General features: G+C 70.7%; 23 protein-coding genes. 19 read left to right on the top strand and 4 right to left on the bottom strand.

The annotated features are described in order from the left end of the window. The first annotated feature begins 181 nt into the window (after positions 1-181). From AC30CM_RS22550 to AC30CM_RS22580, 7 genes are read left to right on the top strand one after another with little or no spacing between them, the layout of a single operon-like run. Positions 182-1,531 carry a glutamine synthetase family protein gene (locus AC30CM_RS22550; RefSeq protein ID WP_490119163.1) on the top strand — a complete coding sequence of 450 codons (1,350 nt, stop codon included), beginning with the start codon at positions 182-184 and terminating at the stop codon, positions 1,529-1,531. 22 nt (positions 1,532-1,553) lie between these two features. After that, a complete protein-coding gene (locus tag AC30CM_RS22555; protein WP_490119140.1) occupies positions 1,554-2,270 on the top strand; it encodes a gamma-glutamyl-gamma-aminobutyrate hydrolase family protein in 717 nt (238 codons plus the stop codon). Next, entirely contained in the window at positions 2,270-3,631 is a 1,362-nt protein-coding gene (locus tag AC30CM_RS22560) for an aldehyde dehydrogenase family protein (RefSeq protein ID WP_490119141.1), read from the top strand. The genes AC30CM_RS22555 and AC30CM_RS22560 overlap by 1 nt, the downstream gene beginning before the upstream one ends. Positions 3,632-3,633: 2 nt before the next feature. Next, positions 3,634-4,428: a 3-oxoacyl-ACP reductase gene (locus AC30CM_RS22565; protein WP_490119142.1), complete on the top strand. Its 795-nt coding sequence runs from the start codon at positions 3,634-3,636 to the stop codon at positions 4,426-4,428. Positions 4,429-4,476: 48 nt separating this feature from the next. Continuing rightward, positions 4,477-5,196, top strand: coding sequence for a FadR/GntR family transcriptional regulator (locus tag AC30CM_RS22570; RefSeq protein WP_490119143.1), 720 nt, complete (start codon positions 4,477-4,479; stop codon positions 5,194-5,196). 40 nt (positions 5,197-5,236) lie between these two features. Beyond that, the gene (locus AC30CM_RS22575) at positions 5,237-5,521 is read left to right on the top strand and encodes an ArsR/SmtB family transcription factor (RefSeq protein ID WP_490119144.1); all 285 of its coding nucleotides are present in this window, start codon (positions 5,237-5,239) and stop codon (positions 5,519-5,521) included. A gap of 49 nt (positions 5,522-5,570) precedes the next feature. Beyond that, on the top strand, positions 5,571-6,590 hold the full coding sequence (locus tag AC30CM_RS22580; protein WP_490119145.1) for a HoxN/HupN/NixA family nickel/cobalt transporter: 1,020 nt from the start codon (positions 5,571-5,573) through the stop codon (positions 6,588-6,590). Here the strand turns inward: AC30CM_RS22580 and mtr are convergent. Together mtr and AC30CM_RS22590 are read right to left on the bottom strand one after the other, a co-directional pair. Further along, on the bottom strand, positions 6,562-7,956 hold the full coding sequence (gene mtr / locus AC30CM_RS22585) for a mycothione reductase (RefSeq protein ID WP_490119146.1): 1,395 nt from the start codon (positions 7,954-7,956) through the stop codon (positions 6,562-6,564). The genes AC30CM_RS22580 and mtr overlap by 29 nt on opposite strands. Further along, a complete protein-coding gene (locus tag AC30CM_RS22590) occupies positions 7,938-8,960 on the bottom strand; it encodes an alpha/beta hydrolase (RefSeq protein ID WP_490119164.1) in 1,023 nt (340 codons plus the stop codon). The genes mtr and AC30CM_RS22590 overlap by 19 nt, the downstream gene beginning before the upstream one ends. Before the next feature lie 193 nt (positions 8,961-9,153). Here AC30CM_RS22590 and mqo point away from each other — a divergent pair, with 193 nt between their 5' ends. From mqo to AC30CM_RS22630, 8 genes are all read left to right on the top strand, one after another. Further along, the gene (gene mqo, locus AC30CM_RS22595; RefSeq protein ID WP_490119147.1) at positions 9,154-10,686 is read left to right on the top strand and encodes a malate dehydrogenase (quinone); all 1,533 of its coding nucleotides are present in this window, start codon (positions 9,154-9,156) and stop codon (positions 10,684-10,686) included. Then, on the top strand, positions 10,683-11,129 hold the full coding sequence (locus AC30CM_RS22600; protein ID WP_490119148.1) for a GNAT family N-acetyltransferase: 447 nt from the start codon (positions 10,683-10,685) through the stop codon (positions 11,127-11,129). Before mqo ends, AC30CM_RS22600 begins: the two co-directional genes overlap by 4 nt. Further along, positions 11,126-12,502 (top strand): cobyrinic acid a,c-diamide synthase CobB, encoded by a 1,377-nt coding sequence (locus AC30CM_RS22605; RefSeq protein ID WP_490119149.1) that lies wholly within the window; start codon positions 11,126-11,128, stop codon positions 12,500-12,502. The genes AC30CM_RS22600 and AC30CM_RS22605 overlap by 4 nt, the downstream gene beginning before the upstream one ends. Before the next feature lie 21 nt (positions 12,503-12,523). Continuing rightward, complete coding sequence (gene cobA, locus AC30CM_RS22610) at positions 12,524-13,720, top strand: uroporphyrinogen-III C-methyltransferase (RefSeq protein WP_490119165.1); 1,197 nt, start codon at positions 12,524-12,526, stop codon at positions 13,718-13,720. A gap of 33 nt (positions 13,721-13,753) precedes the next feature. Then, positions 13,754-15,301: an MFS transporter gene (locus AC30CM_RS22615; RefSeq protein ID WP_490119150.1), complete on the top strand. Its 1,548-nt coding sequence runs from the start codon at positions 13,754-13,756 to the stop codon at positions 15,299-15,301. Positions 15,302-15,364: 63 nt separating this feature from the next. After that, positions 15,365-16,870: an MFS transporter gene (locus AC30CM_RS22620; protein WP_490119151.1), complete on the top strand. Its 1,506-nt coding sequence runs from the start codon at positions 15,365-15,367 to the stop codon at positions 16,868-16,870. Continuing rightward, complete coding sequence (locus tag AC30CM_RS22625; protein ID WP_490119152.1) at positions 16,867-17,553, top strand: VOC family protein; 687 nt, start codon at positions 16,867-16,869, stop codon at positions 17,551-17,553. The genes AC30CM_RS22620 and AC30CM_RS22625 overlap by 4 nt, the downstream gene beginning before the upstream one ends. Positions 17,554-17,566: 13 nt before the next feature. Then, the gene (locus tag AC30CM_RS22630) at positions 17,567-19,330 is read left to right on the top strand and encodes a proline--tRNA ligase (RefSeq protein WP_490119153.1); all 1,764 of its coding nucleotides are present in this window, start codon (positions 17,567-17,569) and stop codon (positions 19,328-19,330) included. A 4-nt stretch (positions 19,331-19,334) separates the two neighbouring features. Here AC30CM_RS22630 and AC30CM_RS22635 read toward each other — a convergent pair whose 3' ends face one another. After that, positions 19,335-19,901 carry a ferritin-like domain-containing protein gene (locus AC30CM_RS22635; RefSeq protein WP_490119154.1) on the bottom strand — a complete coding sequence of 189 codons (567 nt, stop codon included), beginning with the start codon at positions 19,899-19,901 and terminating at the stop codon, positions 19,335-19,337. After that, complete coding sequence (locus tag AC30CM_RS22640; protein WP_490119155.1) at positions 19,898-20,416, bottom strand: hypothetical protein; 519 nt, start codon at positions 20,414-20,416, stop codon at positions 19,898-19,900. Before AC30CM_RS22640 ends, AC30CM_RS22635 begins: the two co-directional genes overlap by 4 nt. 133 nt (positions 20,417-20,549) lie before the next feature. Between AC30CM_RS22640 and rimP the strand changes: the two genes are divergently transcribed. The 4 genes from rimP to AC30CM_RS22660 all read left to right on the top strand — a co-directional run. After that, positions 20,550-21,140, top strand: coding sequence for a ribosome maturation factor RimP (gene rimP, locus AC30CM_RS22645; RefSeq protein ID WP_490119156.1), 591 nt, complete (start codon positions 20,550-20,552; stop codon positions 21,138-21,140). After that, positions 21,137-22,141: a transcription termination factor NusA gene (gene nusA / locus AC30CM_RS22650; RefSeq protein ID WP_490119157.1), complete on the top strand. Its 1,005-nt coding sequence runs from the start codon at positions 21,137-21,139 to the stop codon at positions 22,139-22,141. The genes rimP and nusA overlap by 4 nt, the downstream gene beginning before the upstream one ends. Positions 22,142-22,276: 135 nt before the next feature. Beyond that, positions 22,277-22,534 (top strand): YlxR family protein, encoded by a 258-nt coding sequence (locus tag AC30CM_RS22655; protein WP_490119158.1) that lies wholly within the window; start codon positions 22,277-22,279, stop codon positions 22,532-22,534. A 76-nt stretch (positions 22,535-22,610) separates the two neighbouring features. Beyond that, positions 22,611-22,858: translation initiation factor IF-2 N-terminal domain-containing protein (locus AC30CM_RS22660; protein WP_490119159.1), on the top strand; the 248-nt coding region annotated here is incomplete at its 3' end.

Genomic DNA, 22,858 nt, shown 5'->3' on the forward strand with positions numbered 1-22,858 from the left:
ATCCCCTTCCTCTTCGTGTGGAACGATAGGACTGCATTGGTCTGCTGTCCTACCTTTGGCAGTGACAGTCGTGTAAATCTGTACGAGGCGCCCGAACACCGTTCGGACGCCTTTGGTTGACTTTTCGACCCGCCGACGAGGGAGCGCACCAGTGACGCCACGCAGCACCGCCCAGACCGGCATGTTGTCGCGATCGGAACTGGAGCGGCTGGTCGCCGACCGCGAGGTGGACACCGTGATCGTGGCCTTCACGGACATGCAGGGCAGGCTCACCGGCAAGCGCGTGTCGGCGCGGCTGTTCGTCGAGGACGTCGCCGCGCACGGCGCGGAGTGCTGCAACTACCTGCTGGCCGTCGACGTCGACAACAACACCGTGGACGGGTATGCGATCTCGAGCTGGGAGACCGGGTACGGCGACATGGTGATGACGCCGGACTTCGACACCCTGCGACTGCTGCCATGGCTGCCGGGGACCGCCCTGGTGATGGCAGATCTGTCCTGGACCGACGGCACGCCCGTCGTCCAGGCGCCGCGCAGCATCCTCAACGCCCAGATCGACCGCCTGCAGCGGGCCGGGCTGGTGCCCTACGTGGGCACCGAGCTGGAGTTCATGGTCTTCGAGGACACCTTCCGCGCGGCCTGGGCGTCGAAGTACGCGGGGCTGACGCCGGCCACCGACTACAACGTCGACTACGCGATGCTGGCCTCCACCCGCATGGAGCCGCTGCTGCGCGACATCCGCCTCGGCATGGACGGTGCGGGCATGTACTGCGAAGGCGTCAAGGGCGAGTGCAACCTAGGGCAGCAGGAAATCGCGTTCCGCTACGACCATGCCCGCGTGACGTGCGACAACCACTCGATCTACAAGAACGGCGCGAAGGAAATCGCCGACCAGCACGGCAAGAGTCTCACCTTCATGGCGAAATACGATGAGCGCGAAGGCAACAGCTGCCACATCCACATCTCGCTGCGCGGTACCGACGGGTCGGCGGTGTTCGCCGACGACGCCGACGAACTGGGCATGTCGGCGATGTTCAAGAGCTTCATCGCCGGGCAACTGGCCACCCTGCGCGAGCTGACCCTGTTCTACGCCCCCAACGTCAACTCCTACAAGCGCTTCGTCGACGGCAGCTTCGCGCCGACGGCCGTGGCGTGGGGCTTGGACAACCGGACGTGCTCGCTGCGGGTCGTCGGCCACGGCCAGGGAATGCGCATGGAGTGCCGCGCGCCCGGCGGCGACGTCAACCAGTACCTCGCCACCGCGGCGCTCATCGCCGGCGGGCTGCACGGCATCGAGAACGAACTCGAGCTGGAGCCGGCATGCCAGGGCAACGCGTACACCGCGGGCGCGCAACGTCTTCCGACGACGCTTGCCGAAGCGGCGCGGCTCTTCGACGAGTCGGCCGTGGCGCGTGCCGCCTTCGGCGACGACGTCGTCGACCACTATCTGAACAACGCGGCGGTGGAGCTCAAGGCGTTCAACGCCGCCGTCACCGACTGGGAGCGGGTGCGTGGCTTTGAACGGCTCTAGCGGCGGGGCCCCGATCCGTCCCGTGATCGGGCTGACCACCTATCTGCAACAGGCGCAGACGGGCGTGTGGGACGTGGTGGCGAGCTTCCTGCCCGCCATCTACCTCGAAGGCGTCACGCGGGCCGGCGGCATCGCGACGCTGCTGCCGCCGCAACCGGTGGACGAGGCCATCGTCGACCGGGTGCTCGACGGCATCGACGGCCTGGTGATCACCGGCGGCAAGGACGTCAACCCGGCGGCCTACGGCCATGCGCCGCACGCCACCACCGACGTGCCCGCCCTCGACCGCGACGCCTGGGAGTTCGCGCTGCTGCGCCGCGCCCTCGCCCGTCGGCTGCCGGTGCTCGGGATCTGCCGCGGGGCGCAGGTGCTCAACGTGGCGCTGGGCGGCACGCTGCACCAGCACCTGCCCGACGTGCTGGGCCACACCCGCCACCAGGCCGGCAACGCCGTGTTCACCACGTCGCACATCGTCACGGTGCCCGGCACCCGGGTGAACGCGCTCGTCGGTGCCGACACCCAGGCGCAGTGCTACCACCATCAGGCCATCGACCGGCTCGGCGACGGGCTCGTGGTGTCCGCACACGACGCGGCCGACGGTGTGATCGAGGCGGTGGAACTGCCGGGCGACGCCTTCGTCGTCGCCGTGCAGTGGCACCCCGAGGAACGTCTGGACGACCTGCGGCTGTTCGCCGGAATCGTCGCTGCGGCAAGTCAGTACACGGCAGAGAGGATCTGATGACCACCCTGATCAACCCGGCCACCGAGGAGGTGCTGCGCGACGTCGAGCAACTCGACGTGGCCGCCGTCGACGACGCCGTGGCGCGCGCGGTGGCGGCGCAGAAGCGCTGGGCCGGGCTGGCGCCCGCGGAACGCGCCGCGGCGCTGCGGGCCTTCGCCGCGACCGTCGACGCGCACGTCGACGAACTCGCCGCCCTGGAGGTCGCCAACTCGGGGCACCCCATCGGCAACGCCGAGTGGGAGGCCGGCCACGTCCGCGACGTGCTCACCTTCTACGCCGGCAGCCCGGAACGGTTGTCGGGGGCGCAGATCCCGGTGGCCGGCGGGCTGGACGTGACGTTCCACGAGCCGCTGGGCGTCGTCGGCGTCATCACCCCGTGGAACTTTCCGATGACCATCGCGTCGTGGGGTTTCGTGCCGGCGCTCGCGGCAGGCAACGCCGTGGTGCTCAAGCCGGCCGAGTGGACGCCGCTGACCACGGTGCGCCTGGGCGAGCTGGCGGTGGAGTCGGGCCTGGACCCCGACCTGTTCCAGGTCCTCACCGGCAAGGGCTCGGTGGTGGGGGAGCGGTTCGTCACGCACCCGGACGTCCGCAAGCTCGTCTTCACGGGATCCACCGAGGTGGGCACCCGGGTGATGGCGGGTGCCGCGGCCCAGGTCAAGCGCGTCACCCTGGAACTGGGCGGCAAGAGCGCCAACATCGTGTTCGACGACTGCGATCTGGAGCGCGCGGCGGCCACCGCCCCCTACGGCGTGTTCGACAACGCCGGGCAGGACTGCTGCGCCCGCAGTCGCATCCTGGTGCAGCGCAACGTGTTCGATCGTTTCATGGAACTCTTCGAGCCCGCCGTCAAGGGCGTCGTGGTGGGTGACCCCACCGTCCGCGACACCGAGATGGGACCGCTGGTGGCCAAGGCGCACTGGGAGTCCGTGTCGGCCTACGTGCCCGACGACGCCCCCGTCGCATTCCGCGGCAGCGCGCCCACCGGACCGGGGTACTGGTTCCCGCCGACGGTGCTGCTGCCGCAGCGCACCGACCGCACGGTCACCGAGGAGATCTTCGGGCCCGTGGTGACGGTGCTGCCGTTCGAGGACGAGGCCGACGCCATCGCCCTGGCCAACGACACGCCCTACGGGCTGTCCGGGTCGATCTGGACCGAGAACCTCTCGCGCGCCATGCGGGTGTCGCGGGCCGTCGAGTCGGGCAACCTGAGCGTCAACTCGCACTCGTCGGTGCGCTACAGCACCCCGTTCGGGGGCTTCAAGCAATCCGGCCTGGGCCGCGAACTCGGGCCCGACGCCCCGCTGCACTTCACCGAGACCAAGAACGTCTTCTTCGCCGTCAAGGAGAACAACTGACCATGTCGGACACCATCAGCAGAGTCGACCTCACCCAGCGGCTGGCAGGCAAGGTCGCCGTCATCACCGGCGGCGCCAGCGGCATCGGCCTGGCCACCGCCAAGCGGATGCGGGCCGAGGGCGCCACCATCGTCGTCGGCGACATCGATCCGAAGACCGGCAAGGCCGTCGCCGACGAACTGGAAGGCTTGTTCGTGCCCGTCGACGTCGCCGACAAGGTGGCCGTCGACGCGCTGTTCGACACCGCCGCGGAGAAGTACGGCTCGGTGGACATCGCGTTCAACAACGCCGGCATCAGCCCGCCCGAGGACGACCTGATCGAGAACACCGAACTCGACGCGTGGGAACGCGTGCAGGACATCAACCTGAAGTCGGTGTACCTGTGCTGCAAGGCGGCGCTGCGGCACATGGTGCCGCAGCAGAAGGGCGCCATCATCAACACGGCGTCGTTCGTGGCGGTGATGGGATCGGCGACGTCGCAGATCTCCTACACGGCGTCCAAGGGCGGCGTGCTGGCCATGTCGCGGGAACTGGGCGTGCAGTTCGCCAGGCAGGGCATCCGGGTCAACGCGCTGTGCCCTGGGCCGGTCAACACGCCGCTACTGCAGGAACTCTTCGCCAAGGACCCCGAGCGCGCCGCCCGGCGCCTGGTGCACATCCCGGTGGGCCGCTTCGCCGAACCCGAGGAACTCGCCGCGGCGGTGGCGTTCCTCGCCAGCGACGACGCGTCGTTCATCACCGGTTCGACGTTCCTGGTCGACGGCGGCATCAGCTCGGCGTACGTGACGCCCCTGTAACCCGATAGCCGCCGTCGAGACGGTCAGTCGACACAGAGGGAGTCAGCCGTGACAGCCGAACCGGAGCCGCAGCCCGCAGGCGGACTGCTGCGTCCGGTGCGGCTGGGCAACGCCTTCGAGGAGACGGTGGCCCGGCTGCTGGAGACCATCCGGCTCGGGGTGCTGGCCCCGGGTGAGTCCTTGCCTCCCGAGCGGGAATTGGCGTCGCGGCTGGGCGTCAGCCGGGACACCGTCCGCGAGGCCATCAAGTCGTTGGCCGATGCCGGTTACCTGGTGTCGCGTCGCGGCCGCTACGGCGGCACGTTCCTCGCCGAGGAGCAGCCCACCCCGAGCCCGGACGGTATCCGGTTCAGCCGCAACGACATCGACGATGCGCTGCGCCTGCGCGAGGTGCTCGAGGTGGGTGCGGCGCGGCTGGCGGCGGGGCGCACGCTCACCGCGGCCGAGCGGGAAACACTGTGGGGCAGGCTGTCCGACGTCCGGGAAGCCGAGCCCGACGACTACCGGCGCCTGGATTCGCGGCTGCACCTGGCCATCGCCGAGGCCGCCGGGACGCCGTCGCTGGTACCGCTGGTGGCCGAGAACCGGATGCGCATCAACGAACTGCTCGACCAGATCCCGCTGCTGGGGGTGAACATCGCCCACTCCGACGAGCAGCACGAGGCCATCGTGATGGCCATCCTGGCCGGCGACGCCGAGACCGCCGCCGAGGTGACCGCGGCGCACGTCTGGGGTTCGGCGGCGCTGCTGCACGGCTTCCTCGACTGAGAAGCGCGGTCGTCGTGGGCAGGCGTTGTAGTTTGCAAGGGTGGACCGCGACGTCGACACCGAAGGCTGGGCGCGACGCTTCGACCTGCTCTCCGACCGGCACCGGCTGGAGATCCTGTTGACCCTGCACCAGCGGCCCGGCATCTGCGTCGGGGAACTGGCCGCCGAGCTGGACCGCTCCGAGAACGCGGTGTCCCAAGCGTTGCGCGTGCTGCGCGGACAGGGGTGGGTGACCAGCACGCGCGCGGGCCGCACCGTGAGCTACCGCCTCGCCGACGACGTCGTGCACGACCTGTTGCACTGGATCGGCGCCAGGCACGGCTGATCATCTGTTCACGTGGACAGATTTCCGGCGTCGGGCCTACGCTTCGCCGATGAGCGTCGCGTTCGACCGCACCGACTGGACGTCCATCGCCGGCATGACAGCGGTCGTCGCCGCCCTGCACGTCGTGGGCTGGGGCGTACTGGTCTTCGCCGTCGCGCCGCAGCACCTCGAACTTGGATCGGCGGGCGTCTTCGGCGTCGGCGTCGGCGTCACCGCCTACCTGCTGGGCGTGCGGCACGCGTTCGACGCCGACCACATCGCCGTCATCGACAACACCGCGCGCAAGCTCGTCGGCGAACGGCGGCGCGCACTGAGCACCGGATTCTGGTTCTCCCTCGGACATTCCAGCGTGGTGTTCGCGCTCACGCTGCTGCTGGCACTGGGCGTGCGGTCCCTCGCCGGACCCGTCGCCGACGAGAACTCGCCGCTGCTCACCACCCTCGGCCTGGTGGGATCGCTGGTGGCGGGGGTGTTCCTCATCCTGATCGGGCTGACCAACCTGGTGGCGCTCACCGGCATCCTGACGGTGCTGCGCCGCATGCGCAGCGGCGAGTTCGACGCCCGCGCCGAGGAGGCCGAGCTGGAGCGCCACCTCCACGGCCGCGGCGTGCTGGCGCGGCTGCTGAGCCGGGTCACCCGGCGCGTCACCGCGCCCTGGCAGCTCTACCCGGTGGGCCTGCTGATGGGCCTCGGCTTCGACACCGCCACCCAGGTCGCGCTGCTGGTGCTGGCCGCGGGCAGCGTGGCGTTCGCGCTGCCGTGGTACGCGATGCTGGTGCTGCCGGTGCTGTTCGCCGCGGGCATGAGCCTGTTCGACGCCGCCGACGGCGTGCTGATGGCCCGCGCGTACGGCTGGGCGTTCCTGCGCCCCATTCGCAAGGTGTACTACAACCTCACCGTGACCACGCTGTCGGTGGTCGTGGCGCTCGTCGTCGGCGTGGTGGTGCTGCTGGGTCTGCTGACCGACACCGAGGTGGTGAACCTCGACTACGCCGGCTTCGTCGTCGTCGGACTGTTCGCCGTCATCGTCGGCGTCGCGCTCACAGCCCGAGCAGTGCGTTCTCGATGACCTCCGACAGCGCCGGATGGATCCAGTACTGGCCCGTCGCCACCTGGCTCGCCGGCTGCCCGAAACTCATGGCCTGGATGATCGGCTGGATCAACGTCGAGGCCTGATACCCCATGACGTGGGCGCCCAGGATCGCGTCGGTGGCCCGGTCGGCGATGACCTTGAAGACGCCGGTCTGATCCTCCATCGCCCAGCCGTAGGCCGTGTCGCCGTAGCGCTGCACCTTCACCGCGACGTCGAATCCCTGTGCGCGGGCCTCGGTCTCGGTCAACCCGACCGTGGCGATCTGTGGATCGGTGAACACGGCCGACGGCACGAAGCGGTGGTTGCTGGCGATCATCGACGCGGTGTCGTCCCAGTCGCGCAGCAGGTTGTGACGCACCACCCGCATCTCGTGGTTGGCGACGTGCTTGAGCTGCCACGGCGACGACACGTCCCCGAGTGCCCAGATGCCGCGCGCGGTGGTGCGCTGCATCTCGTCGACCACCACCAGGCCGCCCTCGCTGACCTCCACGCCGGCCAGGTGCGCGTCGAGCCGGTCCCCGTTGGGCGTGCGCCCCGTCGCCACCAGCAGGACGTCGGCCGCCAACTCCTCACCGTCGTCGAGCTCGAGCACGATGTGACCGTCGGCCTGGTGGGAGCCGATCACGTTCTCGTGCGTGCGGACGTCCCACTTCTTGGCCGCGAGATCGGTGAACGCATGGCAGATGGTCTGATCGCAGTGGGTCAGCAGGCCGTCGCCGCGCACCACGATCGTGATGCGCACGCCCAGGGCCGAGAACACGTGCGCGAACTCGGCGGCGACGAAACCTCCGCCCACGATCACCATGTGCTCCGGCAGTTCCCGGATGCGCATCACGTCGTCGCTGGTGTAGTACTTCACGCCGCAGTCGGCGATCGCCGGGGGCACGTGCACCCGGGAGCCGGCCGCGAGCACCACCTGATCCGAGGTGAACTCGTCGCCGTCGGCGGTGCGCAGCACGTAGCGCCCGTCGGCCCGCGTGGGCCCGAACCGGGTGTGGCTGTCGTAGACGTCGACGTTGGCCAGGCTGCGCTTGTACTGCTCGCCGCCCGCGGCGATCGGGTCGATGCGGCCGGCGAACACGCGGTCGACGATGTCGGGCCACCGGACGTCGTCGACGTGGGCGTCGACGCCGTAGCGCCCGCTACGCCGCACGGTCTGGGCGACCTCGGCGGCGTAGACGAACATCTTGGTGGGGATGCAGCCGACGTTGAGGCACGTGCCCCCGAACGTGCCCTGCTCGCACAGTGCGATCCGCATCGAGCCGTAGCGTTCGTCGAATCCGCTGTCGGGGATGCTGTTTCCCGAGCCGGTCCCGATGATGGTCAGGTCGTAGTGCTCCACCCGTCAGCTTTCTCTCGGTCGACGAGCCAGCCGTCCAGCCAGGCGTCGAGTTCGCGGTAGGCCGCCTCGCGCGGCTCCGGTAGGGACAGGAATACGTCGTGCTTGGCGTCGACGATCGGCACGATGGTGCTGCGGTTGCCGACACAGCCCGCCCAGCGCGCGATCTGGGCGACGTCGAGCACCGCGTCGCCGCGTGCCAGCGAGCCCGGCCCGCCGGTCTCGGTGACGCTGTGGTCCGAGCGCAGCACCAGGTTGGGCACGCCCACGTCGAGTCCCCGGTGCAGGCGCGCGTGCCCGCGCCGGATCGCGTTGATCCAGCCGAACGTCACCGGGAAGCCGCCGACGGGCTTCCAGTCCAGGTTGTAGTCGAACTCGCCGTCGAAGTCACGGTGCAGCGACGTGCCGTAGCCACCGGGGGTGGGCTTGCGGATCACGGCCAGCTTGCGCCACCGGCCCAGTGCGGCCAGCGCCGCCGTGGTGGGCGCCGACCGCAGGATCGCCGGGCCGTGCAGGTCGAAGAACGGGCTGTTGAGCACGAGTCCGCCCACGGGTCCGAGCGCGTCGGCACCCCGCAGCCGATCCAGCCAGAGCGTCGCGATCAGCCCGCCCGCGGAATGGCCGTACACGCACACCGAGGCAGCCTGGGTCTCGGTGGCCACGACGTCGAGGGCACGCCGCAACTCGTCGTCGTAGCCGTCCAGCCGCGTGGTGAAGTGCGGGGTCTGCCCGGTGCGCCACGACCGTCCGCACTTGTGCAGGTCCACGGCGTAGAACGCCACCCCGCGGGCGGCGAACCGGTCGGCCAGTTCGGTGTGGAAGAAGTAATCGGTGTAACCGTGCAGCGCCAGCACCGCGGCCCGGGCGGCGACCGCGTCGCCGCGGCGGACCAGCGTGGCCACCAACTCGCCCTCACCGTCGGGATCGGGGCCCAGTGTCAACGTCTGCTGCCAGTAGCCGGGCAGCACGTCGGGTTCCCACCCGGACGCAGACGCGGCCGCAGGCATGGACGCGGGGGTCGTCACGGCCTCAACTCTAGGCGGCGCCGCGCTCGGCGAGGGGCGACGTGGCGCGGGACACGTGGGCGTCGGCCCGACGGGGCATGCCGTGGGGCGTGCACGGCGCGCGCGGACACCGGATAACCTGGTCACTCGTCAAGCCGTGTGAATCGGGTGCGCAACACGAAGGGCCGAAGATCAGGTGACCGACTCAAAGATCGTCAAGAGCGACGTCGTTCTGGTGGGTGCCGGCATCATGAGCGCGACGCTCGGTGCCCTTCTGCGGCTGATGGAGCCGAACTGGTCCATCACGCTCATCGAACGCCTCGACGGCGTGGCCGCCGAGAGCAGCGACGCGTGGAACAACGCGGGCACCGGGCACTCGGCGCTCTGCGAGCTGAACTACACGCCCATGCGCGGCGACGGCACCGTCGACATCGCCAAGGCCGTCACCGTCAACGAGCAGTTCCAGGTCTCGCGCCAGTTCTGGGCCCATGCCGTCGAGAACGGCGTGCTGCCCGACGTGCGCAGCTTCCTCAACCCCATCCCGCACGTCAGCTTCGTGCACGGGTCCAAGCACATCGACTATCTGCGCACCCGCCGCGAGACGCTGGTGCGCAACCCGCTGTTCGCGAGCATGGAGTTCATCGACGACCACGACGAGTTCGCCCGACGGCTGCCGTTCATGGCCGAGAAGCGCAACCCGGCCGAACCCGTCGCGATGAACTGGACCCAGGACGGCACCGACGTCGACTTCGGCTCGCTGTCGCGGCAACTCATCGGCTACACCGCCCAGCGCGGCATGGACACCCTGTTCGGCCACGAGGTCCGCGACCTGAAGAAGCAGTCGGACGGCACGTGGCTGCTCGACGTCGTCAACCGGCGCACCGGACTCAAGCGGAAGTTCAACGCCAAGTTCGTCTTCGTCGGCGCGGGCGGTGGCGCACTGCCGCTGCTGCAGAAGTCGGGCATCAAGGAGGCCAAGGGCTTCGGCGGCTTCCCGGTCGGCGGTCAGTGGCTGCGCACCGGCAACCCCGAACTCGCCGCCGCCCACCAGGCCAAGGTGTACGGCGCCCCGCCACTGGGTGCGCCGCCGATGTCGGTGCCGCACTTGGACACCCGCGTCATCAACGGTCGGTCGTACCTGCTGTTCGGGCCGTTCGCCGGATGGTCGCCGAAGTTCCTCAAACAGGGCAAGGTCACCGACCTGCCGTTCTCGGTGCGGCCCAACAACCTGCCCTCCATGATCGGCGTCGGCCTCACCGAGATGAGCCTGGTCAAGTACCTCGTCGGCCAGCTGCTGCTGTCGGAGGCCGACCGCGTCGACGCGCTGCGGGAATTCGCGCCCAGCGCACGGGATTCCGACTGGGAACTCGACATCGCCGGGCAGCGCGTGCAGGTGATCCGGCGCAAGGGCAACGGCGGCGTCCTGGAGTTCGGCACCACCGTGCTGGCCGCCGAGGACGGCTCGATCGCCGGCCTGCTGGGCGCCTCGCCCGGCGCGTCCACGGCGGTGCCCGCCATGCTCGACGTGATGTCTCGCTGCTTCACCGACCGCTACGCCGGGTGGGAGCCCAAGCTCAAGGAGATGGTCCCGTCGTTGGGTACCAAGCTCTCCGACGAGCCCAAGCTGTTCGCCGAGGTCTGGGACTGGGGCACGCGCGTGCTCAAGCTCGACCAGCCGCAGGCCCAGGCGGCCGCGGCCCTCGCCGCCCCGGCGACGCCCACCCCGTGACCGTCGCCGCCCGGCGCAGCTGGGCACTGGACCTGGACGCCGCGACGCTCTACGAACTGCTCAAGCTGCGCGTCGAGGTGTTCGTCGTCGAGCAGGCCACGCCCTACCCGGAGCTGGACGGGCGCGACCTGCTGCCCGAGACCCGGCACTTCTGGTTGGAGGACCCCGACGGCCGGGTGATCTCGACGCTGCGGCTCATGGAGGAGCACGCCGGCGGCGAGAAGACGTTCCGCATCGGCCGGGTGTGCACCAAGCGCAGCGCCCGCGGCCACGGCCACACGACGCGTCTGCTGCAGGCCGCGCTGGCCGAGGTGGGCCCCTACCCCTGCCGCATCGACGCCCAGACCTACCTCGAGGACATGTACGCCCGCCACGGATTCGTGCGCGACGGCGACGAATTCCTCGACGACGGCGTCCCGCACGTGCCGATGCTGCGCGCGTGAGCGTCCCCGCGGTCGTGATCGCCGCGCCGTCCTCGGGCAGCGGCAAGACCACGGTGGCCACCGGGCTGATGGGGGCGCTGCGCCGTGCCGGGCACCGGGTGGCACCGTTCAAGGTGGGCCCGGACTTCATCGATCCCGGCTATCACGCGCTGGCGACGGGCCGGCCCGGCCGGAACCTCGACCCGGTGCTGGTGGGTGAATCCCTCGTCGGGCCGCTCTACCGGCACGGCAGCAGCGGCGCCGACGTCGCCGTGGTGGAGGGCGTCATGGGGCTGTTCGACGGCCGCATCGCGCCAGGGGTCGCCGGCCCGGCGCGCGGCTCCACCGCCCACGTGGCAGGCATGCTCGGCGCCCCCGTGGTGCTGGTGGTGGATGCCCGTGGCCAAAGTCACAGCGTCGCGGCGCTGCTGCACGGGTTCGCAACGTTCGACGACACGGTGCGCGTCACCGGCGTCATCCTCAACCGCGTGGGCTCGCCGCGGCACGAACAGGTGCTGCGCCAGGCCTGCGAGCAGGCGGGCGTCCCGGTCCTCGGGGCGATCCCGCGCGCCGACGAGATGTCGGTGCCCTCACGGCATCTGGGGCTGGTGACCGCCGTCGAGCACGGTGCGCTGGCCACCGCCGCCGTCGACGCCATGACCGAGTTGGTGGCCCGCCACGTCGACGTCGCCGCGGTCCACGCCGCGGCGCACACCGCGGTCGCCGCGCCCGCCTGGACCCCCGACGGGGGCGGTGGCGCCGGCCGGGGAGCGGTGATCGCGATGGCGGCGGGCAGGGCGTTCAGCTTCGGCTACCCCGAGCACCGCGAGCTGCTGGCGGCCACGGGAGCCGACGTCGTCGACTTCGACCCGCTCTCGGAGGTCCCGCCCCCGGAGGCCTCGGCCGTGGTGGTGCCCGGCGGCTTCCCCGAGCAGTTCACCGCCGAGCTGTCCGCCAACGAGGCTGCGCGCGAACGCATCCGCGGTCTGGCCGTCGCGGGCGCACCGATCCACGCCGAATGTGCCGGCTTGACCTACCTGGTCGACGATCTCGACGGGGCGCCGATGTGCGGCGTGCTGGCGGGTTCGGCGCGCTTCACCGAGAAGCTGGTGCTGGGCTACCGCGACGCCGTGGCGCCCGCGGACTCGTCGCTGCACGCTGCGGGAGCCAGGGCCACGGGACACGAGTTCCACCGCACCGCGGTGGCCTTCACGCGAGAATATGCTCCCGCGTGGATGTTTCGCGTGGGTACCGCGGCCCCGGTGGGCGACGGTGCCGTCCACGCCGGGGTGCACGCGGCCTACCTGCACACCCACGCCGCCGCCCACCCGGAGGCCACCGTGCGTTTCGCGGCGGCGGCGGTGGCCGCGCTGACGGGCCCCGCAAGCCTCTAAGCTCTCGGGGTGACTTCGCAGATCGATAACGCCTACCTCGTCGGGCTGCGTCTCGAAGGCCGCAAGGTCGTCGTGGTGGGCGGGGGCACCGTGGCGCAGCGCCGGTTGCCGCTGCTGCTGGCGAATCTGGCCGACGTCCACGTGATCACGCGGGCCGCCACGCCCGCGGTCGAGGCCATGTCCGAGCACCTCACCCTGGAACTGCGCGACTACCGTGACGGCGACCTCGAGGGTGCGTGGTACGTCATCGCCGCCACCGACGACCCCGACGTGAACGCCGCGATCGTCGCCGAGGCCGAGCGACGTCACGTGTTCTGCGTGCGCGCCGACGTCGCCGTGGAGGGCACGGCGGTGACGCCCGCCTCGTTCGAGTACGACGGGCTGTCGGTGGGCGTGCTCGCCGGCGGTGAACACCGGCGTTCGGCGGCGATCCGCAACGCGATCCACGAGGCGCTGCAGAACGGTGTGCTCACCGATGCGGCGGGGGAGTCGCTGCGCGGCGGCGTCGCGCTCGTCGGCGGCGGACCGGGGGACCCGGAGTTGATCACCGTGCGGGGGCGCAGGCTGCTGGCGCAGGCCGACGTCGTGGTGGCCGACCGGCTGGCGCCGCCGGAGCTGTTGGCGGAACTGGCGCCGCACGTCGAGGTGATCGACGCCGCCAAGATCCCCTACGGCAGGGCGATGGCGCAGGAGGCCATCAACGGCGTGCTGATCGAGCGGGCGCGCGAGGGCAAGTTCGTGGTGCGGCTCAAGGGCGGCGATCCCTTCGTCTTCGCGCGCGGGTACGAGGAGGTGCTGGCGTGCACCGAGGCCGGCATTCCGGTGACGGTGGTACCCGGTGTGACCAGTGCCATATCGGTGCCCGCGCTGGCGGGTGTCCCGGTGACGCACCGCTACGTCAATCACGAGTTCGTGGTGGTCAGCGGCCACCTTGCCCCCGACCATCCCGAATCGTTAGTCAATTGGGATGCATTGGCCGCACTGTCCGGGACGATCGTTTTGCTGATGGCCGTCGAGCGCATCGAGTTGTTCGCCAAGGTGCTGCTGGAAGGCGGCCGACCTGCGGATACGCCCGTGGTGGTGGTGCAGCACGGCACCACGTCCGCGCAGCGAACGTTGCGGACGTCGCTTTCGGAGGCGGCCGAACGGATCCGGTCCGAGGGCATTCGGCCCCCCGCGATCATCGTGATCGGGCAGGTCGGGGCCTTCGCCGGTTAAAGGATTCTTAAGATTACTGTAAGGTAACCCGGTATGACGGCTCTCAATGGCGCAGGGCGCGACCGTGCGCTGCCCGCGCGAGTGGGGCAGCCCGACACCGGGCGAAGTGGTTGGGGTCCAACGTGGTTGCCGTCGCGCCGCTTCCTCGCGGCGGTCATCGCGATCGGCGGCATGCAGTTGCTGGCCACGATGGACAGCACCATCGCGATCGTGGCGCTGCCCAAGATCCAGGATGAACTGAACCTCTCGGACGCCGGACGCAGCTGGGTGATCACCGCCTACGTGCTGACGTTCGGTGGGCTGATGCTGCTGGGCGGACGCCTCGGCGACACCATCGGCCGCAAACGCACCTTCATCGTCGGCGTCGCGCTGTTCACCATCGCCTCCATCCTGTGCGGCGTCGCGTGGGACGAGGCCACCCTCGTCATCGCCCGGCTGCTGCAGGGCGTCGGGTCGGCCATCGCCTCGCCGACGGGTCTCGCGCTGATCGCGACCACGTTCCCGAAGGGGCCGGCGCGCAACGCCGCGACCGCGGTGTTCGCCGCCATGACCGGCGTCGGCTCGGTCATGGGCCTCGTCGTCGGCGGGGCGTTGACCGAGGTGTCGTGGCGACTCGCGTTCCTGGTGAACGTGCCCATCGGTCTGCTGATGATCTACCTGGCGCGCAGGACGCTGCGCGAGACCAACCGCGAGCGCATGAAGCTCGACGCCGCGGGGGCCATCCTCGCGACGCTGGCGTGCACCGCCGCGGTGTTCGGCTTCTCGATGGGCCCCGAGAAGGGGTGGCTGTCGCCGCTGACCATCGGCTCCTGCCTGGCGGCCGGACTGTTCTTCCTGGCCTTCGTGTGGGCCGAGCGCGCCGCGGTGAACCCGGTCGTGCCGTTCAGCCTCTTCCGCGAGCGCAACCGCGTCGCCACGTTCGCCGCGGTGTTCCTCGCCGGCGGCGTGATGTTCACGCTGACCGTGCTCATCGGCCTGTACGTGCAGGACATCATGGGTTACAGCGCGCTCAAGGCGGGCATCGGGTTCATCCCGTTCGTCATCGCCCTCGGCGTGGGCCTGGGCCTGTCGTCCTTCCTGGCGGGCAAGTTCGCGCCCCGGCTGCTGGTCATCGCCGGCGGCGTGCTGGTGCTGGCCGCCATGCTCTACGGCTCGACGCTCAACGGGGACATCCCGTACTTCCCCAACCTGGTGCTGCCCATCACCATCGGCGGGTTCGGCATCGGCATGATCGTCGTGCCGCTGACCATCTCGGCCATCGCCGGGGTCGGCTTCGACGAGATCGGTCCCGTCTCGGCCATCGCGCTGATGCTGCAGAACCTCGGCGGGCCCGTCGTGCTGGCCATCATCCAGGCCGTCATCACCTCGCGCACCCTGTACCTCGGCGGCACCACCGGACCGGTCAAGAACATGGACGCCGCCCAGCTGCACGCGCTCGACCAGGGCTACACCTACGGGTTGCTGTGGGTGGCGGCCGTCGCGGTGGTCGTGGGCGTCGTGGCCCTGTTCATCGGCTACACCGCCGAGCAGGTGGCCCACGCCCAAGAGGTCAAGGACGCCATCGACGCGGGAGAGCTGTAGCGGCATCGCGACCGGCCGGGCGAGGCGTTTCGCCGCCTCGGCCGCTGGGTACGGTGAACGTCGATGTCTAGCTCTGGGTCCACCCCCGGGTCGCCCGGCCAGCCGGTCGCCCCGCTGTCGTCGTCGGTGCTCGGTCCCGCGATCATCGCGATCACCGGCATGCAGCTGATGTCGACGCTTGACGGCACCATCGTCATCGTCGCGCTGCCCCAGATGCAGGCCCACCTCGATTTGTCCGACGCGGGCAAGAGCTGGGTCATCACGGCCTACGTGCTGGCCTTCGGCGGTCTGCTGCTGCTCGGCGGCCGCGTCGGGGACGCCATCGGTCACAAGCGCGCGTTCCTGTCGGGCGTCGGCGTGTTCACGCTCGCGTCGCTGGTGTGCGGTCTGGCCACCGACGAGTACACGCTGATCGTCGCCAGGGCGCTGCAGGGCGTCGGTGCCGCCGTGTCCGCGCCCACCGGGCTCGCGCTCATCGCCACCACTTACGCCGTCGGCCACGCCCGCAACCAGGCCATGGCCGTCTCGGCGGGCATGCAAGCCTGCGGCTCGGTGCTGGGGCTGGTGCTCGGCGGCCTGTTCACCGTCATCTCCTGGCGGCTGGCGTTCCTCATCAACGTGCCCATCGGGATCGTGATCATCGTCATCGCGGTGATCACCATCGCCGAGACCGACCACGAGCGGCTGAAGCTCGACGTCACCGGAGCCCTGCTCGCCACGCTGGGCTGCGCCTCGGCCGTGCTGGTGTTCACGCAGGGGCCGCCGCGCGGCTGGGTGGACCCCTTCGTCATCGGTGCCGGCGTGGCGGCCGTGGTCTTCCTGGTCGCCTTCCTGGTCGTCGAGCGCAAGGCCGCCAACCCCCTGGTGCCGTTCGCGGTGTTCAACGACTTCAACCGCGTGGCCACCTTCACCGCGTGGTTCCTCGGCGGCGGCGTGCTGCTCACCGTCACCGTGATGGTGGGCCTGCTCGCCCAGGACGTCCTCGGGTACTCGGCGCTCAAGGCGGGCATCTGCTTCCTGCCGTTCGCCGTCGCCGTCGGCGTGGGCAACGTGCTGGCGACCAAGCTCGCGCCCCTGTTCGCGCCCCGGTGGCTCATCATCGGCGGCGGCCTGTTCGTGCTGGCCGCCATGCTCTACGGCTCGACCCTGGACCGCACCATCCCGTACTTCCCGAACCTGTTCGGACCGATCGTCGTGGGCGGTTTCGGCATCGGCATCATCTCGGTGATCCTGCCGCTGTGCGCGGTCGCCGGCGTCGGTCCCAGCGAGATCGGACCCGTATCGGCCATCACGCTGATGGTGCAGAACCTCGGCGGTCCGCTGGTGCTGGTGGCGATCATGGCGGTGCAGACGTCGCGCACGCTCTACCTGGGCGGCACCACCGGCCCGGTGAAGAACATGACGCCCGACCAACTCGACGCCCTGGCCGCGGGCTACACCTACTCGCTGCTGTGGGTGGCCGGCATCTCCATCCTGGTCGGCGTGGCCGCGTTCTGGATCGGCTTCTCGGCGCGCGACATCGCCCGCGCGCAGCACACCAAGGAGGCCGTGGAGGCAGGCGAGCTGTGACGCCCACCCGCGCGGAGTGCTCCGCCGCCGTCGACCCCATCGGGTGGCGGCTGGTGCTCGGCGCGCTGATCACCCACGTCGCGGTGCCCTCGCTCGATCTCGCGGTGCGCGCGGCGGCCGTCGCCGTGGATGCCGCCGGTGCCGACGGCGCAGGCCATCTCACCGTGGAGCTGTCCGACCACCGGGTGGTGCTGCGCCTGCACGACCGCGCGACGGGCGGCGTCGAGGCCGTCGACCTCGGCCTGGCCAGGCGCATCACCGATGCGCTGAGCGCCGCTTCGCTCGACACCACGCCGGGCGACGCCGCAGCGCCGCCGCAGGCCATCGAGGTCGCCATCGACGCGCTCGACATCCCCGCCGTGCGACGGTTCTGGAAGGCGGTCACCGGCTACGTCGACGAGCCCCATCCGCCCGACCTGCCGCCCGGCGCGCTGGTGGATCCGCTGCGGCGCGGGCCGGTGCTGTGGTTCCAGCAGATGTCCGAGCCGCGCCCGGGAGGCGGCGTGCGCAACCGGATCCACCTGGACGTCGACGTCCCGCCGGAGCACGCGCGCGCCCGGATCGACGCCGCGCTCGCCGCGGGCGGCACGCTGCTGTCGGCCGCCGCCGCACCCGCGTTCTGGGTGCTCGCCGACCCCGAGGGCAACGAGGCGTGCGTGTGCACGTGGCAGGGTCGCGACTAGATAGGCTGCGCGGGTGATTACCCGCATGTCCGAGCTGTTCCTCCGTACCCTGCGCGACGACCCGGCCGATGCCGAGGTGCCCAGCCACAAGCTGTTGATCCGCGCGGGCTACGTTCGCCCCGTCGGCCCGGGCCTGTACTCCTGGCTGCCGCTGGGGCTGCGGGTACTGCGCAAGATCGAGAACGTGGTGCGCGAGGAGATGAACGCCATCGGCGGCCAGGAGATCCTGCTGCCCGCGCTGCTGCCGCGGGCGCCCTACGAGACCACGCATCGCTGGACCGAGTACGGCGACACCCTGTTCCGGCTCAAGGACCGCCGCGACAACGACTACCTGCTGGGGCCCACCCACGAGGAGCTGTTCACGCTCACCGTGAAGGGGGAGTACTCCTCCTACAAGGACTTTCCCGTCGTGCTCTACCAGATCCAGACCAAGTACCGAGACGAGGCGCGCCCCCGCGCGGGCATCCTGCGCGGCCGGGAGTTCGTGATGAAGGACTCCTATTCGTTCGACGTCGACGAGGGCGGCCTCAAGAACGCCTACCACGCCCATCGCGAGGCCTACCAACGCATCTTCGCCCGGTTGGGCGTGCGCTACGTCATCGTCTCCGCGGTGTCGGGGGCCATGGGCGGCAGCGCCTCCGAGGAGTTCCTGGCCGAGAGCGAGGTGGGGGAGGACACCTTCGTGCGCTGCCCGGAATCGGGCTACGCGGCCAACGTCGAGGCCGTCGTGACCCGACCCCCGGCGGCGTTGCCCATCGAGGGTCAACCCGAGGCCGTCGTCCACGAGACGGGTGACACGCCCACCATCGCCACGCTGGTCGCGTGGGCGAACGGCGCCGGGTTGCCGCAGTTCTCCGACCGCGAGGTCACCGGCGCCGACACGCTGAAGAACGTGCTGCTGAAGGTGCGCGTCCCCGGTGGCGAGTGGGAGTTGTTGGCGATCGGCGTTCCGGGCGACCGCGAAGTCGACGAGAAGCGCCTTGGCGCCGCGCTGGAGCCGGCCGAGTGGGCGCTGCTCGACGACGCCGACTTCGCCCGCAACCCGTTCCTGAAGAAGGGATACATCGGACCGAAGGGCTTGTTGGCCAACGGGGTTCGCTACCTGGTCGACCCCAGGGTGGTGGACGGCACCGCGTGGATCACCGGTGCCGACGAGCCCGGCAAGCACGTCGTGGGCCTGGTGGCGGGACGCGACTTCGCCCCGGACGGCACCATCGAGGCCGCCGAGGTGCGCGACGGCGATCCGTCGCCGGACGGCATGGGGGTGTTGCGGTCGGCGCGCGGCATCGAGATCGGCCACATCTTCCAGCTGGGCCGCAAGTACGCCGACGCCTTCACCGCCGACGTGCTGGGCGAGGACGGCAAGCCGGTGCGACTGACCATGGGCTCCTACGGCATCGGCGTGTCGCGGATGGTCGCCGTGCTCGCCGAGCAGCACCATGATGAACTCGGATTGCGTTGGCCCGCAGAGGTTTCGCCGTTCGACGTGCACGTGGTGATCGCCAACAAGGACGACGGCGCCCGCACCGGGGCCACCGAGCTGGCGCACGACCTCGACCGGCTGGGCCTGGCGGTGCTCCTCGACGACCGCAAGTCCTCGCCGGGAGTGAAGTTCAAGGACGCCGAACTGCTGGGAGTGCCGTGGATCGTCGTGGTGGGCCGCGGCTGGGGCGACGGCGTGGTGGAGCTGCGCAACCGCTTCACCGGCGACACCCGCGAGATCTCCGTCGACGCCGCCGCCACCGAGATCGCGGCCGCGCTGTCGGCGGCGCCCTGACGGGTCAGCCCTCGCGGCCGCCAGGGAACGCCACCGTCACCGGTGAGAGGTCGAGGACCGCGCGCCACTTCGCGGCGGTGACGGCTGCCTGGGTGAGGCCGTCGACGGCCAGGGTGCGGTCCTCGGAGGTGGTGGCCTGCTCGAGCACGGCCCGCCACCCGGTCGCGCTGTCGGATTCCATGGCCACGGCCAGGGTCGCGGCGTCGGCCGGGGTCTGCACGGGGGTCGGGATCTCGTAGCCCGCCGCGGGCAGCGGTGCGGTGACGCCGCGTCCCTGCAGGCGGGCGATGCCCTCGTCCCGGAGTTCGCGGTGCGTCCGCATGGCCGCGGCGACGAGGTCGTTGTCCTCCGGCGTCGAGTGCGCCGAGATCAGGCCGTACGCGTAGATCACCCCGTGTTCGGTGGCGACCGCGTCGAACAGTGCGGCGTCCGGGGCGGCCTGGGGCCGGTTCGGGTCGGGGGTGCGCGACGCCGACGGCGTGGTCGAGATCGTGGTGGTCGGTGTCGTGGTGGTCGGTGGCGTGCTGGTCGGTGTCGTGCTGGTCGGTGTCGTGGGCGTCGGCGAGGTCATGGCGTCGTGGCTCCCAGGGCAACGGTCTGGGCGGCCGTGCAGGCCGCGGCGATGGAGCCGAGCAGGCCGGCCTGATATCCCGACGCGGCGACGGCGGCCTGGGTGGCGGCCCCGGCCGACCGTCCGAGCGCGGCGGCCACCGCCGCGACGGTGGGCGGCGGGGGCGGAGTCGTGCCGGCGGCCCCCGACGGTGCCGTCGACGATGTCGGTGAGCTGGTGGTAGCGGGCGGTTGCCCGGTGACGCGCGTGATCTCGTCGGACAGCGCGGTGGCGTGGGCGGTGCGCTCGTAGGCGATCGCGGTCAGGGCGTCGGCGTCCGCCGGTGGGGCGGAGGGCGCTGCGGCGGTCGCGAGCTGGGCGTCGGCGCGGGCCCGCTCGAGCTGATCGGTGAGCGCGCTGACGTCGGGCGGCGGTGGCGGCGACCCGCACGCGGCCGACGTGCTGCCGAGTGCCGCCAGCGCCGCGGCGGCGATCAGGACGCGCCGTCTGCTGACGGGAGGGAGCGAGGCGGGCACGCGAACATCCTGCCATCCGGGCCGTCGACGTTTGCCAATCGAGGTGCGCCGTCTCGCGTATCGTGGTTGGGCGGCTCGCGTGTCCTCAGGCACCCGGGCCCTGGTCCGCACAACTCAACACGAGGAGCTCGCCGTGGTATCGGATGGCCCACTGCGGTCCGCGCGCCTGCCGGCGCCGCCCGAGGTCAGAGAGCTGCTCGACGAACCGTTCGCGCGGCAGGGCTGCGTGATCGAAGACGTCGACGTCGTGGCCAAGTCCACCCCGCCGCGCGTCGTCGTCGTGGTCGACGCCGACGACGACCACGACGAGGGGTTGGACCTCGACGCGCTGGCGGACCTGTCGCGCCTGGCATCGGAGGTCCTCGACGCCTCCGACGCCTCTGGGGCCGCCGGTGCCCCGGGCGGCGACTACGCGCCGTACGTGCTGGAAGTCTCCTCGCGCGGCGTGGATCGCCCGCTGACCGCGCCCCGGCACTTCCGGCGGGCGCGGGGCCGCAAGGCCGAGGTGACACTCGCCGACGGCAGCAGCCTGCTGGGCCGCCTGGGAGCGCTGACCGGCGACACCGTCGACGTCGTGGTGCCCGAAGGGGGCAAGGGTCGGTACGTGGTGCGCGCGACACCGCTGAGTGAGATCGCCAGGGCCGTCGTCCAAGTAGAGTTCTCGCCGCCCAACCGGCGGGAGATCGAGCTGGCGGGCCGGTTCGGAGAGGAGTTGGGCGAGTGAACATCGACATGGCGGCGCTGCATGCCATCGAGGTCGACCGCGGGATCGCGGTGGACGAGCTGCTGGACACGATCAAGACGGCACTGCTCACCGCGTACCGGCACACCGAGGGGCACCAGTCCGACGCGCGCATCGACATCGACCGCAAGACCGGTGCGGTCAAGGTGATGGCCCGCGAGACCGACGCCGACGGCAACCTGATCCAGGAGTGGGACGACACCCCGGAGGGTTTCGGCCGCGTCGCCGCGACCACGGCGCGCCAGGTCATGCTGCAGCGGTTCCGCGACGCGGAGAACGAGCGGATCTACGGCGAGTTCGCGGCGCGCGAGGGTGACATCGTCGCCGGGGTGGTGCAGCGCGACGCCCGGGAGAATGCCCGCGGCAACGTGGTGGTGCGGCTGGGCACCGAGGCCAAGGGTTCCGAGGGCACCATCCGTCCCGCCGAACAGGTGCCCGGCGAACGGTACGAGCACGGCGACCGGGTGCGCTGCTACGTCATCGGGGTCACCAGGGGCGTCCGAGAACCGCGCATCGAACTCTCGCGCACGCACCCGAACCTGGTGCGCAAGCTGTTCTCGCTGGAGGTTCCGGAGATCGCCGACGGCGCCGTCGACATCGTGGCCGTGGCCCGCGAGGCGGGGCACCGCTCCAAGATCGCGGTCGCGTCGAAGACGTCCGGGCTCAACGCCAAGGGCGCGTGCATCGGTCCGATGGGGCAGCGGGTGCGCAACGTGATGAGCGAGCTGGCCGGCGAGAAGATCGACATCATCGACTACGACGACGACCCGGCACGTTTCGTCGCCAATGCGCTGTCGCCGGCCAAGGTGGTCTCGGTCACGGTCATCGACGAGGCGGCGCGGGCCGCGCGGGTGATCGTCCCGGACTTCCAGCTGTCGCTGGCGATCGGCAAGGAGGGGCAGAACGCGCGGTTGGCGGCTCGTCTGACGGGATGGCGCATCGACATTCGCAGCGATGCGGCCGACCCGGCCGACGAGGCCTGACACGTCGAGGCGACACGGTTTCCGCCTGCGGTGACCGTGAGGCTAGACTGAACCGTGATCCAACGAGCGACTTCTGCTCCGGTGCGCACATGCGTCGGATGTCGAAGGCGGGAGTTGGCCGTAGAGCTTCTGCGAGTGGTCGCCAAGACCGACGCGAACGGCGGAATCGCCGCGATCGTCGACTCGGCGGGTAACCTGCCGGGGCGGGGTGCGTGGCTGCATCCCGATCCGCAGTGCCTCTCGGCGGCGCTGCGACGGCGAGCGTTCACCCGAGCGCTGCGAATCACCGGTTCGCCGGACACCTCCGCGGTGGTCCAGTACTTCGACGACGTGTCGGAGCCGCTGGGGCGCCCGGCTCGAGAACAGGTAGCGAAGAACATGAGCACACCGTGAAGTCCCGATGACCATGCGTCATAGCTAAACCCGAGGCGCGGCCCAACCACCGCTGTGCCTCCAGACAGGAGATGTAGTGGCAGGCAAGGCCCGCGTGCACGAGTTGGCAAAGGAACTCGGTGTCACCAGCAAGGAAGTACTCGCTCGGCTGAGCGATCAAGGCGAATTCGTCAAATCGGCATCCTCCACCGTGGAGGCCCCCGTCGCGCGCCGGTTGCGCGAATCCTTCGGCGCGGGCAAGCCCGCGAAGTCCGCTGCCTCCGGCAACGGTGCGGCGTCCGGCGCCGCGCCCGGTGCCGGGGCCAAGCCGGCACCCCGGCCGGG

Source organism: Mycobacterium sp. DHQP2018-32-09, assembly GCF_058148405.1.

Bases quoted from the DNA above. Each gene is read 5' to 3' on its own strand.
- AC30CM_RS22550 (WP_490119163.1), top strand. From the start codon at position 182: ATGTTGTCGCGATCGGAACTGGAGCGGCTGGTCGCCGACCGCGAGGTG.
- AC30CM_RS22560 (WP_490119141.1), top strand. From the start codon at position 2,270: ATGACCACCCTGATCAACCCGGCCACCGAGGAGGTGCTGCGCGACGTC.
- AC30CM_RS22565 (WP_490119142.1), top strand. From the start codon at position 3,634: ATGTCGGACACCATCAGCAGAGTCGACCTCACCCAGCGGCTGGCAGGC.
- AC30CM_RS22580 (WP_490119145.1), top strand. From the start codon at position 5,571: ATGAGCGTCGCGTTCGACCGCACCGACTGGACGTCCATCGCCGGCATG.
- AC30CM_RS22590 (WP_490119164.1), bottom strand. From the start codon at position 8,960: ATGCCTGCGGCCGCGTCTGCGTCCGGGTGGGAACCCGACGTGCTGCCC.
- AC30CM_RS22615 (WP_490119150.1), top strand. From the start codon at position 13,754: ATGACGGCTCTCAATGGCGCAGGGCGCGACCGTGCGCTGCCCGCGCGA.
- AC30CM_RS22620 (WP_490119151.1), top strand. From the start codon at position 15,365: ATGTCTAGCTCTGGGTCCACCCCCGGGTCGCCCGGCCAGCCGGTCGCC.
- AC30CM_RS22635 (WP_490119154.1), bottom strand. From the start codon at position 19,901: ATGACCTCGCCGACGCCCACGACACCGACCAGCACGACACCGACCAGC.